The 18,415-nt window shown below is 61.7% G+C and carries 14 protein-coding genes and 1 pseudogene; 5 read left to right on the forward strand and 10 right to left on the reverse strand.

Annotation, left to right across the window (positions count from 1 at the left end):
* Nucleotides 1-172: 172 nt before the first annotated feature.
* The 6 genes from AYM40_RS33990 to AYM40_RS34015 form a co-directional block, all read right to left on the reverse strand.
* Complete coding sequence (locus AYM40_RS33990; protein WP_063500321.1) at nt 173-1,408, reverse strand: YbfB/YjiJ family MFS transporter; 1,236 nt, start codon at nt 1,406-1,408, stop codon at nt 173-175.
* Between the two features lie 140 nt (nt 1,409-1,548).
* The gene (locus tag AYM40_RS33995) at nt 1,549-2,250 is read right to left on the reverse strand and encodes a 4'-phosphopantetheinyl transferase family protein (protein WP_063500322.1); all 702 of its coding nucleotides are present in this window, start codon (nt 2,248-2,250) and stop codon (nt 1,549-1,551) included.
* A gap of 83 nt (nt 2,251-2,333) precedes the next feature.
* Nucleotides 2,334-3,662: an MFS transporter gene (locus AYM40_RS34000; protein ID WP_063500323.1), complete on the reverse strand. Its 1,329-nt coding sequence runs from the start codon at nt 3,660-3,662 to the stop codon at nt 2,334-2,336.
* 75 nt (nt 3,663-3,737) lie between these two features.
* A complete protein-coding gene (locus tag AYM40_RS34005; RefSeq protein WP_063500324.1) occupies nt 3,738-3,983 on the reverse strand; it encodes a DUF2783 domain-containing protein in 246 nt (81 codons plus the stop codon).
* 139 nt (nt 3,984-4,122) lie between these two features.
* Entirely contained in the window at nt 4,123-5,832 is a 1,710-nt protein-coding gene (locus tag AYM40_RS34010; protein WP_063500325.1) for an FAD-dependent oxidoreductase, read from the reverse strand.
* A gap of 58 nt (nt 5,833-5,890) precedes the next feature.
* Nucleotides 5,891-6,850 (reverse strand): MBL fold metallo-hydrolase, encoded by a 960-nt coding sequence (locus AYM40_RS34015; protein ID WP_063500326.1) that lies wholly within the window; start codon nt 6,848-6,850, stop codon nt 5,891-5,893.
* A gap of 286 nt (nt 6,851-7,136) precedes the next feature.
* On the opposite strand from AYM40_RS34015, the gene AYM40_RS34020 reads away from it, so the two are divergent.
* The 3 genes from AYM40_RS34020 to AYM40_RS34030 all read left to right on the forward strand — a co-directional run bounded on the left by AYM40_RS34020 (nt 7,137) and on the right by AYM40_RS34030 (nt 10,732).
* Complete coding sequence (locus AYM40_RS34020; RefSeq protein WP_063500327.1) at nt 7,137-7,994, forward strand: IclR family transcriptional regulator; 858 nt, start codon at nt 7,137-7,139, stop codon at nt 7,992-7,994.
* Nucleotides 7,995-8,086: 92 nt separating this feature from the next.
* The gene (locus tag AYM40_RS34025) at nt 8,087-8,971 is read left to right on the forward strand and encodes an IclR family transcriptional regulator (RefSeq protein WP_063500889.1); all 885 of its coding nucleotides are present in this window, start codon (nt 8,087-8,089) and stop codon (nt 8,969-8,971) included.
* 222 nt (nt 8,972-9,193) lie between these two features.
* A complete protein-coding gene (locus AYM40_RS34030) occupies nt 9,194-10,732 on the forward strand; it encodes a Fic family protein (protein WP_063500328.1) in 1,539 nt (512 codons plus the stop codon).
* Between the two features lie 76 nt (nt 10,733-10,808).
* On the opposite strand, the gene AYM40_RS34035 is transcribed toward AYM40_RS34030, so the two are convergent.
* The 3 genes and pseudogenes from AYM40_RS34035 to AYM40_RS34045 form a co-directional block, all read right to left on the reverse strand.
* Nucleotides 10,809-11,672 carry a MurR/RpiR family transcriptional regulator gene (locus AYM40_RS34035; protein ID WP_063500329.1) on the reverse strand — a complete coding sequence of 288 codons (864 nt, stop codon included), beginning with the start codon at nt 11,670-11,672 and terminating at the stop codon, nt 10,809-10,811.
* An 84-nt stretch (nt 11,673-11,756) separates the two neighbouring features.
* Nucleotides 11,757-12,839, reverse strand: coding sequence for an ABC transporter ATP-binding protein (locus AYM40_RS34040; RefSeq protein ID WP_063500330.1), 1,083 nt, complete (start codon nt 12,837-12,839; stop codon nt 11,757-11,759).
* A gap of 106 nt (nt 12,840-12,945) precedes the next feature.
* Nucleotides 12,946-13,542 (reverse strand): annotated as a pseudogene (locus tag AYM40_RS34045) (SDR family oxidoreductase); the annotation flags it as partial.
* Between the two features lie 22 nt (nt 13,543-13,564).
* On the opposite strand from AYM40_RS34045, the gene AYM40_RS34050 reads away from it, so the two are divergent.
* Nucleotides 13,565-14,398 carry a carbohydrate ABC transporter permease gene (locus AYM40_RS34050; RefSeq protein WP_063500332.1) on the forward strand — a complete coding sequence of 278 codons (834 nt, stop codon included), beginning with the start codon at nt 13,565-13,567 and terminating at the stop codon, nt 14,396-14,398.
* Nucleotides 14,399-14,833: 435 nt separating this feature from the next.
* A complete protein-coding gene (locus AYM40_RS34055) occupies nt 14,834-15,418 on the forward strand; it encodes a hypothetical protein (protein WP_063500333.1) in 585 nt (194 codons plus the stop codon).
* 257 nt (nt 15,419-15,675) lie between these two features.
* Here AYM40_RS34055 and AYM40_RS34060 read toward each other — a convergent pair whose 3' ends face one another.
* Nucleotides 15,676-18,276 carry a DNA-binding protein gene (locus tag AYM40_RS34060; RefSeq protein ID WP_063500334.1) on the reverse strand — a complete coding sequence of 867 codons (2,601 nt, stop codon included), beginning with the start codon at nt 18,274-18,276 and terminating at the stop codon, nt 15,676-15,678.
* Nucleotides 18,277-18,415: the final 139 nt, after the last annotated feature.

Raw genomic sequence — 18,415 nt, forward strand, 5'->3', positions numbered from 1 at the left:
TGGTTGGGTTGGAATTCAAGGCAAATCAACAGTATCAGGCCACCTGGTCCATCGCCACGATGGCGCGGCTGCTGAAGGTCTCCACCAGCGGCTTCTACGCATGGCTCGGGCGCAAACCGTCTGCGCGTGCGCGCAGCGATACGGAGTTGCTGTCGCGCATCCAGACATCATGTCAGACTCCGCGTAACGGCTTCTGGCAAACCGCCAGCACCGCGCCCGCCGCCAGCAGCAACGCGGAATAAACCAGCCCGCGCGCGAGACCGGCGCCATCCGAGACCCAGCCGATCACCATCGGCCCGACGATCTGTCCGAACGCAAACACGATCGTGAATGCGCTGATGCCCTTGGCCCAGTGACTCACCGGCAAATTGTGGCGCACGAAAGCTGTGGTCGACGCGACGGCTGAGAGAAACGTCGCGCCAAACAGCACGCCGGAGACAAACGCCACCCACGGTTGCGTGAACAACGCGGGCAGCAGCGTCGCCACCGCGAGCAATGCGTTGAGTATCGCGAGCGCGTGACCACCGCGCATGCGGTCGAGCAGACCGGACCACACGCGCGCCGATACCACGGTCGCCACGCCGAGCAACAGGTAAAAGCCCGTCACCACCGCCGCGCTGATGCCCGCGTTGCGCAGGAGCGCGACGATGAACGTCATGTAGCCGATATAGCCAACGCCGAACAAACCGTAGCCTGCCAGCGCGGGGCTGAAACGCGGCCAACGTGGCGCGTCGGCGATACCGGAAACATGCGCGGCAGAAGACCCGGCGACATGCGCGCTTTCGACTTTCCTCGCGGCGCCGATGGCGATCGCGGCGAACACCACGCATGCCACCGCCAGCGCGAACCACGCAAACTGCCAGCCATGCGCGACGTTGAAAATCGTCAACGGCACCAGCACCGACGAGACCACGATGCCCCAACCGGTCCCGCCGTAATACAAACCGAGCACCAATCCCGCATCGTGCGGTCTCGCCGACGCAAGCCGCGCCGCCAGCACGCCGCCACTGATGAAAATCGCCGCGCTGCTTGCGCCGGTGATCACGCGCAACGCGAGCAGCGAATGCGTGTCGGCAAACAGGCCGCTGATCGCCATCAGAAGCGCAGTGGTCACGCAGCCAGCGCCGAACAGCACACCGGCCGACCAGCGGCGCGCGAGCCGCGGAAAAGCGAGCGCGCCCAGCAGATAGCCCAGCGCATTGGCGGTATTCATCGCGCCAGCTTGAGCGAAGCTCCAGCCGAGGTCGAGTTTCATCGACGGTAACAGCAGCGCGTACGCGAAGCGGGCAAGGCCCAGTGCGATCGCGCTGCCTAAGGACAGACCGGCGGCCAGCATCAAGGTGGGCAGGCGCTGCGCCGCTTCGGTGGACGTGTCGGTCGATGCGGCGTCGAGCGTTTTTGTCGGCATTGGCTAGCGTGGGTAGATAAGGGTGCGGCAAGCTTGCTGCGGCATTTCGCCATCATATCCGGGGGCGCCTTGCGCGGCTGACCGTTAGTTGCGGAACAGGCGCTCATGGCCTGCGGCGGCGCTGCCGAAACCTTGCGTTTTCAACTAGTGCAGAACGTTTTCGTCGACCACGCCACGCATGCGGAATAACCTTCCGGCGCCGAGATCCAGCGCGCAGCGATCTCGCGCATGTCATCCGAAGTCTCATTGCGTAGCGTCACCAGCGTGCTGTCGCGCGGCAGCACCGTCAGATGCTGTAAGCCGCGCGTGATGCCCACGCCCGTCGTTTTGACGAACGCCTCTTTCGCGACCCATGCGTCGTAAAACGCACCGATCTGCTGCGTGACGTCTAGCCGCTCGAGCCACGCCGCTTCGCTTGAATCAAGCGTCGACGATGCGATCGAACGCCAATCGAAGGTATCGCTGTATTGCTCGATATCGACGCCGACGCGTCGGCACGACGACATCGCGATGAGTCCATGCGCGCCCGCATGCGAGACGTTGAAGTCGCATGCATTGGAATCGGCGAGACAGGGACGGTTGTTCGCATCGAGCGTGAAGCGGACAGCGTGCGCCGCAATGCCGAGATAACTTGCGAGTTGCTCGCGCAGCGCCACGCGCACGGACGCGAAACGAAGCGCATCTTCGTGGCGGCGAAAGTTGCCGGCTCTCGCGCGCTCATCATCGCTGAGCGCCGCGAAGACGGCGTTGTCCAGTGAGGTGTCGAAAGCGAAATCGACCCGCCACAACGAAATGTCGGGCGGACCGTCATGGGATAACGCAATAAGTTCGATCGAATACATCGCGAAGGTTCGGACGTTAGACGCGTGGTCGCAAGGGAATACGCGCGACTCTACCCGATATGACGTTCGACCCCGTTCGATCTTTAGATGCGCTTCGCTTCTTTCGGCACGCCAATCAGCAACGCCACACCGCTGACAAACAGCAGCGCGGTCAGCACATACAGCGCATTGTCCATGCTGCCGGTGTGCGTCTTGATCAAACCGATCACCCACGGGCTGACAATTCCGCTCGTAATGCCGATACTGCTGATCAGCGCAATGCCGGCCGCCGCCGCGGTGCCGGACAGATAGCCCGACGGCACGGTCCAGAAAATCGGCAACGCGGCGAAGATCAGCACGGCTGCCAGCGAGAGAATCGCGAGCATCGCCGGGAAGCTGCTCAAATGCAGCGTTAGCAGGGAAAGCGCGATGCCGCCGCCGACCGTGCAAACCGCAAAGTGCCGGCGCCGTTCGCCACGGCGATCCGAGTTGCGCGCAATCAGAATCAGGCCCACTGCGCCGACTGCATTCGGAATGACGGTGTACAGGCTGATCGCCAGCACATCGTGAACACCGAAGTCGCGAATCATCAACGGCATCCAGAAGTTCAGCGTCAACGACGCGCAGGTGAGCGAGAAATAGATGAACGCGAACAGATACACCCGCGGATTGCGCAGCGCCTGCATGACGGAGCGCGATGAATGTGCGTCCGATGAAACACGGCGATCCTCATCGCGTTGCGCAATCAGTTGCGCCTTCTCGGCGGCGTTGAGCCACGTTGCATGTTGCGGACCGTCGACCAGATAAAACGCGGCGAGCAGACCGAGTACGATGGCTGGCGCGCCTTCGATCACGAACATCCATTGCCAGCCGAACAGCCCCATCACGCCGCCCATATCGCGCATGATCCAGCCGGACACCAGGCCGCCGAGCACCCCCGCCACCGCGACGCCCGCGAAGAAAATCGACAGCACGGCGGCGCGCCGCCGCGCCGGGTACCAATAGGTCAGATACAGCACGATGCCGGGGAAGAACCCTGCTTCGAACACACCGAGCATGAACCGCAGCACGTAGAAATGCGGGGGCTTCGACACCAGCATCATGCCGACCGATGCAATGCCCCATAGCAGCATGATCCGCGTGAAGGTGCGGCGTGCGCCGAAGCGCGCCAGCAGCATGTTACTCGGCACTTCACACAACACATAGCCGATATAAAAGACCGCTGCGCCTAAACCGTACATGGCGTCGCTAAAACCAAGGTCGTGCTTCATCTGCAACTGCGCGAAGCCGATGTTGATGCGGTCGAGAAACGACACCACGTAACACAGGAACAGAAACGGAATGATCCGCATCGAGACCTTGCGATATAACAGGTCGTCTTGCACAGCAGCGGATGCACCCGGCGCGTGCGTGGGGGCGAGGGATTGGCTCATCGGTTATCTCCAAACGTGAGGGTCCAACGGACCCGCTGGGTCCGGCGTCTTGATGCGCCGCGTTTCTGGTTTCTACTAGAACGGCATGCGGCCGCACAGATGCGCCTGTGCGCCTTGCACCGAAGCGTCGGTCACGCCTTCGCGTGCGTGCCGCATCGCTTCGAGCAGCGTCGCGTGATCGCCGATATGGTTGGCGAGCAACAGGATCAGTTGCGCATTGGCCGACTGACTCTGCGCATCATCGAGATCGCGATGCATATCGATCAGCGCCTCGTAGAAATCGTCGGGGCGGGCAAGGTTGGGTTGCGTGTTCAATGCCATGACTGTCTCCTCCTATTTGCTTTTGCCGATGGGCTGCTGGGCTGCGTGTGTCGGCCAGGCTGCATGCGCTGCAAATCATGCGCCTGCCGCGCTCACCACGTTTTAGCCCTGTGCCATCTTCGCTGCGTTTGCCCCGCCCTCAGGCCGTGCCTTCCACGCATAACGCTCGCTTCAACGCACCTTCCACAAAGCTCACGTCGAGTTGCCGCCAGCGCGCGCAGACATGCTGGTCCGGGCGGATCAAATAGAACGTGCCAGCTTTGCCGTCATAACGAGCGGCTGCAAGACTGTCCATGTCGCGCACCACCGTTGCAGCCGAAACCGCCGCGACCTGCGTATCACCACTCGTCACCACAACGAGCTTCAGCGGAATCGGCCCGCTTCGCAATGCATCGAACGCAGCTTGCGTCGCCTGATCGATAGCTTGCGAGCCGCAGAACAACACGCCCGTGAATTGCTGGCCGAGTTGCTGTAACAGCCATGCCGGTTGCCCCGCCGCATGAACCGGCGCATCGACGCACGATGCCCCCGGCACCATCAGACCTTCGAAGCTGTCGCTGTCCGATGTATTCAGCGGGGAATCACGCAACACCGCCGGCACCGAGAGGCGGCCGCTATTCGTCAACTGTCGCGCGAACGGGTGATGCCGTGCGAGCTTCAACACAGCATCGCGGAACACGCGGCTAACCGGGCTCTTCGGCGTAATGAAATCGGTCGAGCGCGTGGAGTTGCGAATGTTTTCGTCGGCGGCGAATTCGCGCTCGCTTGCATACGTGTCGAGCAACGCGTCGGAGGCTTCGCCTTCGAGGACCATCGCCAGTTTCCATGCGAGGTTTTCCGCGTCCTGCACGCCGCTATTCGCACCGCGCGCGCCGAACGGCGACACGCCATGCGCGGAATCGCCCGCGAACAGCACGTTGCCATGCCGGAAGCGTTCCATGCGCAAACACGAAAACGTATAGACGCTGACCCATTCCAGTTCAAACTTCGCGTCCGGTCCGAGCAACGCACGCACGCGCGGGATCACACGGTCCGGCGTTTTTTCCAGCACCGGATCGGCGTCCCAGCCTAACTGGAAATCGATCCGCCACACGTTATCCGGCTGACGATGCAACAGCACCGATTGATGCGGATGGAACGGCGGATCGAACCAGAACCACCGCTCGGTCGGAAACTCCGCTTCCATCTTCACGTCGGCGATCAGGAAGCGGTCTTTAAATGTGACGCCCTTGCTGTCGAGCCCCATCAGATTACGCATCGGACTGCGCGAGCCGTCGGCGGCCACCACATAGCGGCCGCATAACGGGTACTGGCCGTTGGGCGTGTCGACGGTCAGCGTCACGCTGGCGTCTTGCGTACCTGGCGTGCCGTTCTGTTGCACGCCAACCACTTTGCTCTTCCACCGGATCTCGAGATTCGGCATCTCCTGCGCGCGTTCGAGCAGAAAGCCTTCGACGTAGTACTGCTGCAGGTTGATGAACGCGGGCCGGTGGTGGCCCGCCTCCGGCTGCAGATTGAACGTGTACACCAGTTCATCTTTCAGGAACACCTTGCCGACATTCCAGCTGATGCCCTTGTCCACCATCCGCTGCCCGCAGCCGAGCCGATCGAAGATATCGAGCGAACGCTTCGAGAAGCAGATCGCCCGCGAACCGGTGGATAACGAACCATCGTCGTCGACCAGCACAACCGGCACGCCCTGCTGCGCGATATCGATCGCGGTAGCGAGGCCCACCGGTCCCGCGCCGACCACGATCACGGGATAAGTCGTCTGCTCCGCATCGCTTTGCCTGCTTTGTTCGCGGCACGGCTGATACTCGAACGACAGCGTCTGGTAGTTGATGCTCATCTTGTGTCTCCGTCCTTCTCTGCTCTGCTTGGCGCGTTCCGGCATTTCTATGCGCTTATCAGGCTTGCAGCGCGTCCCACATTTCCTTGTCGCGCTGCGCGGTCCAGATGCGTGGATGCGTGATGCCGCTCGCTTCGTCGAAGGCACGCGAGACGTCGAACGGCAGGCAGTGCTCGTAGATGAACACGTGGCCGAACTTCGGGTCCATCGCCTTGCGCGTGTGCGTCATTGCGGCCTTCAGATCGAGTTTCTGTTCGACGGCTTCGCGGCCTTGCTGCAGCAGCGTGGTGACGAAGTCCTTCGTGTAATCGAGGCCCTTGTTGACGTCTTCCGGCGTGGTCAAGGCGGGACCGCGGCCCGGCACCAGCTTCTCGGCCTTCAGCGCGCGCAGTGCTTCGAGCGTGGCGGGCCATTGTTCGAGTTGAGCATCGCCGCAATAGCAGGCTGCGTCGTATTCGACCAGGTCGCCGGAGAACAACACCTTCTGCGACGGCAGCCACACCACCGTATCGCCCTTCGTGTGACCCGCGCCCAGATGCGCGATACGCACTTCGAGCTTGCCGAGGAACAGTGTCATTTCTTTTTCGAACACGAGCGTCGGCCACGTCAGGCCCGGCACTGTCTCAACACCCGCGAACAGGCGCGGAAAGCGTTCGATTTCCGACTTCATGTCCGCTTCGCCACGCTCGACGATCATCTCGTACGTGCCGCGGCTCGCAATCACTTCCTGCGCGCCTTCTTCGAAATACGCCGACGCGCCGAGCACGCGCACCGCGTGGTAGTGCGACAGCACGACGTACTTGATCGGTTTGTCGGTAACGCTGCGAATCTTCGCGATGAGGTCCTGCGCCATGGCCGGCGTGGCGGTAGTGTCGACGATCAGCACACCGTCGTCGCCGATGATCACGCCCGAGTTCGGATCGCCTTCAGCGGTGTACGCGTAAGCGTTCTCGGACAGCTTGGTCCATGTGACTTTCTTGACTTCCAGGTCGGCCTGGGATGCGAATGCCTTTGCCATGTTTGTCTCCCTCAAAAGTTGGACGTGAGGCGAGACGGCCGGCTACGCGCGTTCAGATTTCAGATGCGCAGGCTGACTGTAGTGGAGCTTGTCTCGCCCCGTTTTGACTCTGTGACTGCACCGGTATGTCGGGGTGAATGCATCTTATGGCCGGGCGAGTTTATTTGTCAATAGCGAAATGTATCGCTATATGCAAACTTCTGAACGTCTAAGATGACGACATGAAGGCGCGGGTTTTCGCGCAGGCTTCGGCTAACATGGACCCTTTTTACGGACGAGCGCGGGTGTGAGCAAAGCAGCAAAACCAGCCACCGGCAAAGGCGCGGGCGGCAGCGAGACGGCAGATGGCGGCAAGACGCAGCGCGGGATTCAGAGCGTCGAGGTCGGCGGCCGCGTGCTTCTGGCGCTTGCGCAGGCGCGCAGTCCGCTCGCGTTGTCCGATCTCGCCACCGCCGCGCAGATTGCGCCGGGGCAGGCGCATGCTTATCTGGTGAGCTTGAGCCGCTTAGGTCTGATCAAACGTGACGAACTGTCGGGCCGCTATGAACCCGGCCCACTGTCGTTGCGGCTTGGATTGATGCATCTGCAGAACCAACCGGCGTTTCGCGCCGCGGTGCCGCGCGTCGCGGCGTTGGCCGAAGCGATTGGGTTCAGCGTCGCGATCTGTATTGCCGGGTCGCAAGGGCCAACCATCGTCCGCTATGAGCATGCGGGCTTTCCATTGCACGTGAATCTGCATGTGGGCACGGTGATGTCGCTGCCGGCCACGTCGACGGGGCGCGTGTTTTGCGCTTATCTGCCCCGCGAAACGTTGGAGGGGATGTGGGCGAATCAGTCGGGCTCGTTGGGTAGCGCGATGACGCCACCTGACGCAAGCGCCGCGTTCGAAGCTGCTTTAGACGCAATCCGCGCACGCCGCCTGGAATGCAGCGTCGATGCGCCGAGTCCAGGCATCAGCAGTTTGAGCGCGCCGGTGCTCGATGCGGGCGGCCGCTTGTGCCTGGCGCTGACGGTGATCGGCTCGACCGGCGCGATCGACGTCGCCGCCGATGGCCCGACGGCCCGCGCGCTGCTTGCCGCTGCTCGTGATATCGGCGCTGAACTTTCGGCAGCGCCTTCCTTGGTAGCTTCTTCTGCATCGTGACCACCTCTCTCGACACCTCTTCCGCGGGCTTTAGCGCTTCTGCCAGTTCCCCCACTTCCGCCGCATCCGCCGAGGCGAAACCGCAGCGCGGTATCCAGTCGCTCGATAGCACCGGCGAGTTGCTTGGTGCGCTGGTTGCCGCTGCGCGGCCGTTGAGCTTGCGCGACCTTGCCGCGGCTGCGGGCATGCCGCCGGCCAAAGCGTTTCCGCATCTGGTGAGTCTGCTCAAGATCGGCTTGCTCAATCGGGATGCTGCCGGTTGTTTCGAAGCCGGGCCGCTCGCACTCGAGCTTGGGTTGATCGGCTTGCAGCGTTTGTCGCCGACGCGGGAAGCCGAGCCGGAGGTGGTCGAACTGGCGGCGTCGACGGGAATGAGTGTCGCGATGGCGGTGCTCGGCCCGCTCGGGCCGACCGTCGTGCGCCTGGAAGAATCGGCGCGGCCGCTGCATGTGAGCCTGCGGGTCGGCACGGTGATGTCGCTGGTGAATACGGCAATCGGCCGGGTGTTTGCTGCGTATGTCGCGGACGATGTGCGCAATGGGCTGTTGGCGCAGGATCATTTGCGGCTGGCAGGGGCTGGAGCGGAGGAGATTTTTGCGGGGGCGGGGGCGGGGGCGGGGGCGGGGGCGGGGGCGGGGGCGGGGGCGGGGGCGGGGGCTGAAAATCCAGGCACGGCCTCAGGTCGCAAAGACACCGCGCCATCGCTACCGCAGCTGACAAAAACCTATGCGCAACGGCTCACGCAAATCCGCGCGGACGGCATCGATACCGCATTGAGCCGGCCGGTGCCTGGCATCGACACCTTGGCCGCGCCGGTGCTGGACCATACCGGCAGCATCTGTCTGGTGCTCGCGTTGATGGGGCCGAGCGGCAGCTTCGATAGCGAGATCGCGGGGGGCCCCGCGCAGACTTTGCGCACCGCAACCCTGAGGTTGTCGCGGCGGTTTGGGTGGATGGCGGTGGCGGGCGAGGCCTGAAAAATGCCTCGACGAGGGCAAAGTAATCGTTTTTTCTGAAAATGGCCGCTTTGTAAGCGTTTTGCGAGCCCAGTAATCGAAACGATGCCCGGACGCCGTATAATCGTTTTTTTATAAAATATGTATTTTGTAATCGTTTTGCGAGCCAAGTAATCGAAGCTGCGCGAAACTGAGCGAAACAACCTGTCCTCGCGCGCGTCCCCGCCACCCGGATCGAAAATCATGCCGCATATCGGTTATCAATGGCTATCCAACACGTACGGCGTCGTACCGGTCCACCCGTTCGCCGTTCAGAGCGAAATCGGACGGGTTCGCTCAACGTCCACCGACGGCGATATTCGTCGGGAGGTATATCCCGAGCCCTATCGCCCCACCGCCAGCCTGACCGATAACCTGACGTTCGCCTTCCGGCACGAGGGCATTCATCTGGAATTCCTCGCGCGGCTCTATGCACTGCAGTCGGTACGCGGCGAACTGGAGGCATGGATCGCCCGCGAGCCCACGGGCGCCTATGCGCGCCGTGCCTGCTTCTTCTATGAATGGCTGATGCCGGAGCCCTTGGACGCGCCGGGCGTCTCCCGAGGAAATTATGTCGATGCGTTGAATCCCGAGGACTTCATCGTAGGCACCCCGGTCAACAACCCGCGTTGGCGCGTGCGCGACAACCTGCCGGGCAATCGGGACTTCTGCCCGGTGATTCGACGTGTCGAAGCGGTTCGCCGCGCCGAAGCTTACGACCTTGCCGCACCGCTCGCCGAACTGGAAGCAGACTATGGCATCGATCTGATCATGCGCAGCGCCGTCTGGCTGACGGTCAAAGAGAGCCGCGCGAGCTTTCTGATCGAACATGAGCAGGACAAAGAGGACCGAATCCGCCGTTTCGCTGCGGTCATGGAAAGCGAATGCGGACAGCATGCGAATCCGTTCGACGCTGAAACGCTCGACGTCTTGCAACGCGGCATCCTCGGGCAGTCGGCGCTGCGTTATGGCATCCGCCGCTCACCGGTGTATGTGGGACATGTCGCACGCTATCAACCGGTGGTCGATTACATCGCACCGCATTGGGAACACATCGAAACGATGCTGGCGGGGCTGAGCCGCTTTCTGGAACGCACCGAAGGGGGGGCGTCGATCGTGCGCGCAGCCGCGGCATCGTTCGGCTTTGTCTATGTGCACCCTATGGCCGACGGTAACGGCCGCATATCGCGCTTCCTGATCAACGACATTCTGCGTCGCGACGGCGCAGTATCTGCGCCTATCATCTTGCCGGTGTCCGCTACGATCACTCACAGCACGCGCGATCGCGCCGCTTACGACAAGGTGCTCGAACGTTTTTCGCGCCCGCTGATGAAACACTATGCGGACCGGTACACGTTCGGCAAGACCGAGATCGCGGAAGACGGTGTCGAATACAACCTGCATTTTCAGGCCTATGACGACGCGCTGCCCGCCTGGCGCTACCCCGATCTGACTGCACACGTCATCTATCTGGCCAACGTGATCGACGTGACGCTAACGCACGAAATGCGTACCGAAGCGCGCTTTCTTCACGCCAACGACACAGCACGGCGCGCCATCAAGGAATTTCTCGAAGCACCGGACAACGATCTGGACGGCATCATTCGCAGCGTCCGGCAGAACGGCAACAGCGTATCGAACAGCTTGCGCAAGCGCTATCCGCTGTTTGACGAGCGGCCGGAGCTGAGCGCGCAAATCGTGCAGGCTGTCACCGAAGCATTTTCAGACGAGAACGACCGCTAGGCCCCGCCGTCAAGGCCTCCGCGGCGAGCTTGGATCTGCGTGGCGCACAGGCATCCGCACGCGCATCACGCTCGCTTCAGTCGCCCGCCGCCTCCGGCTCATGTGACGACAAGCGCGCTTTCGCGTGCCGCATCTTTTCAAGCGTCTTGGGCCTCGCCTTCAACGCGACGCCGATCGCCAGCGCATCCATGATGCACAGATGCACGAGCCGCGACACCCCTGGCGTATTCGGATCGATCGGGCTCGGCACGCGCAGCAGCAGCGGAATATCAACAAGCCACGCGAGCCGCGAGCCCACATTAGTCAGCGCAATCGTAGTCGCGCCACGCTCCTTGGCGATCTGAATGCTTTCATTCACTTCGACGCTGCGTCCCGAATGCGAAATCGCAAACGCCACATCACCCGGCTCCATGAGACCCGCGTAAAGCCGTTGCAAATGACCATCGGTAAACGCAGTAGCTGCGATATCCAGCCGCAAAAACCTTAAAGCCGCATCTTGCGCAACGAGTCCCGAGCCCGACCCAACGCCAAAGAAGAAAACCCGCCCCGCGCTCGACAACGCCCCAACCGCACTCTCAAACACTGCCGGATCCAACGCACCACACGCATGCGTAATCCCATCGACAGCGGCCTCCCCCACCTTGTCCATCAACGTCTGAGCATCATCATCACGCGCAACCGCCGTCGACGCATACGGCACCCCGCCCGCCACGCTTTGCGCCAATTGCATCTTGAAGTCGCGCAGACCATGCGCACCGATCGCGCGGCAAAAGCGCGTGACGGAAGGCTCGGACACGTCCGCGCGCTGCGCGAGTTCGGTGATGCTCGCGCGCATCGCAAAGTCGACGTCGCTCAGCACCATTTCGGCGACTTTGCGCTCGGCGGGCCGCAAATTGGCCAGTGCGCCGCGGATGTGGGGAATCAAGTTCGGTGCGGACACCCGGTGTTCCTTAAGGGTTAAATGAATCCGCGTTGCGTCGCAGCTTCAAACAGCTTGAATCAGCCTCAAGCGGCAACACGCGGTTCAGACCAGCCTGCGCCCACTCTCCGTATCGAACAGATGAATATGCTCGGCCGGCAGGCGCAGCGTGACGCGCTGACCGGGCTCGACCTTCGAGCGCTGGCGAGTCGTCACACACCACGTGCTGCCGCCTATTTTCCCGTACAAGTGGGTCTCGGCGCCAGTCGGCTCGACCACTTCGACTTCCATCGCGGCGTCCGGCTTGTCGGCCATCGTTTCAATGTGTTCGGGACGTACACCGAGCGTGACCTTTGCGCCGGCAACGGCGGAAGCAGGCGCGCCCTCCAGCACGATCTCGCCACCGTCCGTGAGTTTCAACGCGAAGCCCTGCCCATCTGCGCGATTCGTCAACACGCCTTCCGCAAAATTCATCGACGGCGAACCGAGGAAGCTGGCGACGAAGAGATTCGCCGGGCGGTCGTACAGGTCGAGCGGACGACCGACCTGCTCGATCCGCCCCGCGTTCATCACGACGATGCGGTCTGCCATTGTCATCGCTTCGATCTGATCGTGCGTGACGTAGATCACCGTATTCTTCAGACGCTGATGCAGCGCCTTGATTTCCGTGCGCATCTGCACGCGCAGTTTGGCGTCGAGATTGGACAGCGGTTCGTCGAACAGAAATAACGACGGCTCGCGCACCACTGCACGGCCCATCGCTACCCGCTGACGTTGACCGCCCGACAGCGCACGCGGCAAGCGGTCCAGATAACCGCCGAGGTTCAGCATCTTCGCGGCGGCTTCGATCCGCGGCTTGAAACTCGCCGACGATTCCTTGCGAATCCGCGGCCCGAACGCGATGTTTTCGTAGACCGACAGATGCGGATAGAGCGCGTAGCTCTGGAACACCATCGAGATATTGCGCTGCTGCGGCGCAAGCGTGTTCGCGCGCGTGCCGCCGATCATCAGATCGCCGCCGCTGATTTCCTCGAGGCCCGCCACCATGCGCATCAGCGTGCTCTTGCCACAACCCGACGGGCCGACCAGCACGACGAACTCGCCGTCGTCGATGTGGAGATCGATGCCGTGCACCACTTGCGTGTCGCCATAGCGTTTGAAGATGCCGCTCAGTTGCACTGCTGCCATGCTGTCCTCATCGTCGTGCTGTCATGCGGACGCGTTGCCTTGCTTCATCGAGCAAGGAACACGCCACGCCATCGGGTCAATGCAGTTCAAAGCGAATCCAATCCGTTCAAAGCGATTCGAGCGTCAGTTCTTCCGCCATCAAACGGTTGCCGGCCATCAGTCCACCGTCGACCGGCAACGCGACGCCGGTAATCACACGTGCCATCGGCGATGCGAGGAACAGCACCGCATCGGCGATGTCGTCCGGCGTCGCAAAGTCGCGCAACGGGTACCACTTCTTCAGATCCTCGAAAACCTGCGGATTCTTGTCGACGCGCGCCTGCCACGCCTGCGTCTTCACCGTGCCCGGACAGACGATGTTCGCGCGAATCCCATAACGGCCAAGCTCGATCGCCAGCGCTTTGGTGTAGCTGATGAGCCCCGCCTTCGCCGCGCTATACGCCGGATGCCCAAGCGCGGCCATGCCGTTCACCGATCCGATCAGGACCAGCACACCGTTCTGCCGTTCGATCATGGACGCGCGCACCGCTTCCACCGTGTGATACGTGCCGTTCAGATTCAGATGGATGTCGCGCTGCCAGCTGGCGGCATCGGTCGTGGCAAGCGTCAGGCCTTTGGCGGCACCCGCGTTGGCGACCAGCACGTCCACCGGACCGCGCTCCATCACGGCTTCGGCAACCGCTTGCCGCACTGCGGCAGCGTCAAGCTCAAGTCTCAGCGTCAGGATGAAGCGCTCGCTGTGGTGCTGGCTGGCACTTTCGCCGCTGATTGTGGCCGTGCTGTTCCCGTTTGCGGTGATGTTGTTTACTGCGTTGAAGCCGGCTACGGAGATCTTTGTTTATCCGGCGAGGTGGCTGCCGGTGCATTGGCAGTGGAGCAATTTTTCGGACATGTGGGTCGCGGCTAATTTCGGCGTGGCGCTGAGGAATAGTTGCGTGATCAGTTTCTTGTCGACTGCGTTGGCGTTGGCAGTGAGTTTGCCGGCGGCTTATGCGTTGGCCAGGTTTCCGTTTCGCGGGAAGGGGTGGTATTCGCAGTTTCTGCTGGTGACGCAGATGTTGTCGCCTATCTTGCTGGTTGTCGGCCTGTTCCGACTGGCGGCGATGATTCCTTATGGGGATGGGAATCTGGTCGACTCAAAGATCGGAGTCATCGTTTCTTATGCGGCCTTTAATATCGCATTCGCGGTTTGGATGTTGTCTTCTTATTTTCAGACTGTTCCGCGTGATCTTGAAGAGTCGGCATGGCTTGAGGGGTGCGGGAGGACCAGGGCTGTTTTTAAGGTGTTCCTGCCGTTGGCCGTGCCAGCGATTGTTGTGACGGCGATCTTTACTTTTATCAATGCGTGGAATGAGTTTGCTGTCGTTTATACGTTGATTCGGTCGCCGGAGAATAAGACTTTGACCGTTCAAGTGACTGACATGGTCGCCGGGAAGTACGTCGTCGAATGGCATCTGGTGATGGCCGCTACCCTCTGTGCAACGCTGCCGGTTTCGATTGTGTTTGCGTGGCTGCAGCGGTTCCTGGTGAAGGGGTTGGCGTTGGGGGCGGTGAAGTAGGTGTGGTGTGATCTGCGGCAAGGGTGAACTTGCCGCGCCCGCTTAGCCAGGATACATGCCAATTCCGAGACGTCCGGGTGTGGCATCAGTTCGCGATAATGGCTGACCCTATGGTTGCCAGAGATGGGGTCTGCCGGACCGACAATCAGCTTTAGTGGAATCGCCTGTTCCAGGCACATTTTTTTACGTTAGGGCCTGGAAACGAGAAAAGGAGGCCCCCCCTTTCTCGAAACGACTAGTCGGTCGTGTCCATCCAGGACCGCTTCTCTACGAACGGTAACTGTCGTCAATACGGTCGAGTTTGCGGATCAGCGCCGGCCATACAAAGGAACCTCCAATTTTGGTAGTTGCTGAGCCTAAGACGGTACGTTTAGAGTCTGGCGTGGCTGGAGACTAATCTCTCCATCGACCACACACCTACCTTTTGGAGGCAACATGGCAAGCGTTGTTCTATATGGTGATCTGCTTCACTTTCTCAACGGCTTTCAGAATTTCGACGGTGGCTATCTGGACAGCTGCGGTCTCGCCGATCTCCCAGCATCAAAATTGAATGTGGTGACCGCAACCACACCGAACCGCGACGGACACAGCGGCACGTGGCGAATCGAATCGGCAGAAGGGAAAGCTTTCGGCAGCGAAGTGAAGAGCTGCGATTCTGTCTACCTGTTCAACCTACACCAGGGCGACGGCGGATACCTCGGCACTAATAACATTGCGAACCCGCCCGAACTATACCGCGTCGTCACTGCAAACAAGAGTGAACGCCCCAACGACGTACTCACCTGGCGCCTCATCGTTGAGTCGACAGAGGGCTACGACGGGAAACTCCGTGAAGATAACGTAGTCCGCTTGCTCAACGACTATGACAACACCCGCGGTGGATTTCTCGACAGCTGTGAAAACTCAACCCATCCTAACACCAGGTATCAGGTATTCACGTCTGTTCTCTCGAATCGGGGTGTCAACTTTGATCCGAGCCACATGACCGGCCTGTGGAAAGTCTCGAAACAGAAACCCTGATCGGAGTGGCGTTGCCGCTAGCGGAAGTTCAATCGCGGACGCAAAAAACGGGCGGGTGGTATGGGGGGAGCCACAAGGCTCGCCGGTTTTTGCGAAACCCCGGTCTGCTATACGCTTCTATGTGCCCGTGCACCCACTACCTCAAGCGAGTGTCAGGCGGTCCAAGAAGTACCAGCGAGGTCGCAGCATGAGGCGGGCAGTACGTCGCCTCCGGACAACGCGGTGGCGACGCCCTCCCTCGAACTGCTATACCCACCTCAACGCTCCACTTTCGACATAACCGCCGTCGCCGGGTCATACCGATAACCCTTCTGCGAAAGTCGCTCGGCCATCGTCGCTCCGATAAGCTTTTGCTGAATGTCCCGCGATATCAACTCACTATCTGGCTTAAGCCGCTCGAGTTCGGACGAGAGTTTCCGGATGAGCGCCACTTCTCCTGTGCTGCGTGAGTCGATGAACAATAGTTTCTCGTTTGCCGAACCGAGCCGTCCCTTGAGGTCCTTGGCATGCGCCACCCATTGTTCAGCAATCGAGCGAAGCTCATTAAAGGCCTTCTCATGCGCTTTGGCCTGAGCCGAGATCTGGCGTTGTAACTCGGCGACTTCTTCCGCCGTCGCAGATTCGCCCGCTTGAGCGGCAAGTTGATGGCTGCGTCGCGCTTCTTCGGCGCGAGCCTTCTCAACTTCTGCGAGGCGCTGCGCCAATGTCGCCGCACGTTGTTCGGCGGCCTCTGCCCGCTCCTTTGCCGCAGACGCGTCTTGCGAGACCCGGGCCAGTTCTGCGCTCACAGCCGACGCATCCTGTGCAACCCGGGCCAGCTCAGCGCTCGCGGCAGACGCACCCTGCGAAACCTGGGCTAGTTCAGCGCTCATAGCCGCTTGCGCCTCAGTCATCGCGCTGACCTGTTTCCTCGCCTCTTCAAGCTCACGGGCAACGCCTTGCAGCTCGTTGCGCTGAATCGACGCTTCCTCACTCCGCGCTGCGCCTGTCTGACGCTCGGCTTCGAGCGCGACGCGCGTCTCCTCAAGTTCCCGACCGACGCGCTGCAGTTCGTTAAGGTGAACCGCAGCTTCCTCGCTTCGCGCTGCGACTGTCTGGCGCTCCGTAGCAAGCGCGGTGCGCGCCTCATTCAGTTCAGCCTCAATCGCAGCTACCCGCGCCAGGCTCTCGCTCACCTGCGCTGCATCAGATTCAGCACGCGATGAAGCCGCGCTCGATTCCTGCGACCATCGTTCCGCTTCGGCCGCCTTCGCCTGCTCGACTTCCGCGAGGCGCTGCCCCAAAGTCGCCGCATGCTGCTCGGCGGCCTCTGCCCGCTCCTTTGCCGCTGCAGCATCTTGTGAAACCCGGGCCAGTTCAGTGCTCGCGGCAGACGCATCCTGCGCAACCCGGGCCAGTTCGGCATCCGCAGTCGCTTTCGCTTCAGTCATAGCACTGACCTGCTCCCGCGCCGCCTCAAATTCCCGCCCAACGCGCTGCAGTTCGCCAAGCTGAACCGTCACTTCCTCGCTCCGCGCTGCGCTCGTCTGACGCTCTACAGCAAGCGCGTTGCGCGCCTCATCCAGTTCAGCCTCAAGCGCGGCGACCCGCGCCAGACTCTCGCTCATCTGCGCCGCAGCGGCTTCAGCACGCGACGAAGCCGCGCTGGATTCCTGCGCCCATCGTTCCGCTTCGGCCGCCTTCGCCTGCTCGACTTCTGCGAGGCGCTGCGCCAACGTCGCCGCATGCTGTTCCGCGGCCTCTGCCCGCTCCTTCGCGGCAGAAGCATCCTGCGAGACCTGTGCCAGTTCAGCGCTCACGGCAGACGCCTCTTGCGAGACCCGGGCCAATTCAGCGCTCGCGACAGAGGCGTCCTGCGAAACCTGAGCCAACTCAGCGCTCACAGCCGCTTTCGCTTCAGAGATGGCGGCGACCTGCTCCCGCGCCGCCTCAAGTTCACGACTAACGCGCTGCAATTCATCAAACTGAATCGCTGCTTCTTCGCGGCGCGCTGCGCTAGTCTGGCGCTCTGCCTCGAGCGCGAAGCGCGTCTCATCCCGTTCAGCCTCCAGCGCGGCAGCCCGCGCGAGGCTTTCGTTCGTCTGCGCCGTGGCGGCTTCCGCGCGCGATGATGCCGCGCTGGCCTCCTGCAACGCTCTATCCGCCTCCGCGGACTTCGCCTGACAGTCATAACCCAACGAGGTGATCTCCTGCCGCGCCTCGTCAAGCTCCTGCTTCATCTGTGCGATCTGATCGTTTTGGCTGGAAACAACAGCGCCCAACTCTCCACGCGCCTTACGCTCCTCGTCGAGTTCCGCCTTGGTATGCTCCAGCGCGGCCTCTTCCACCGACACGCGCTGTGCCAGTTCCTCCACACGCGCCTCCGCAGCTTCCGCGCGGCCAGACGCTGTCGCAAGTTCCGCCGCGAGGCGTGCGGACGTCTCCTCCGAGGCACTCAGCGCGCCCGTCAGCGCAACGTGCCGCTCACGCCCGGTTGCGACTTCTTCCGTCGACTTCTGATACTCGACAAGAACCTCGTCCCGTTCCGCGCGGGCCATGTCGAGGTGCTGGTTCACGGCGCTCAGGTGCTGACTGACGGCCCGGTCAGCTTCGCCCTGCGCGGCCATCCAGAGCCGATCCGCGGCGCTCATCATGGTTTCGGCAATGTGCTCCGGCAACCCGGCCTGGACCTGCACATGGGGCATGAGGGGCTGCCGCGCTTCGCGCCAGCGTTGCAAGGCCGCCGCAATGGCAACAATCGACCCGCCTGGGATCTCGGGCCAAATGGTCACTGGGGAAACTTTCCGGCCTTCGTCGACCATTCGATCTGCGATTCCCGCGACGAGTTCGTCCGTGATTGTGTCTGCGTCCGTAGACATAAGCGCCTCAAAGCTCATTTTGACCTGACGAAAAATTGAGTCCCCAATACGGTACTCCATCCGGCAATATTCCCGACCAAAGGATTGCGGGTTTGCTCATACCCCGCGACTCGCCGCTCACTGAAAAAACCCGGCAACA

Source organism: Paraburkholderia phytofirmans OLGA172 (genome assembly GCF_001634365.1).
Taxonomy (GTDB): Bacteria; Pseudomonadota; Gammaproteobacteria; order Burkholderiales; family Burkholderiaceae; genus Paraburkholderia.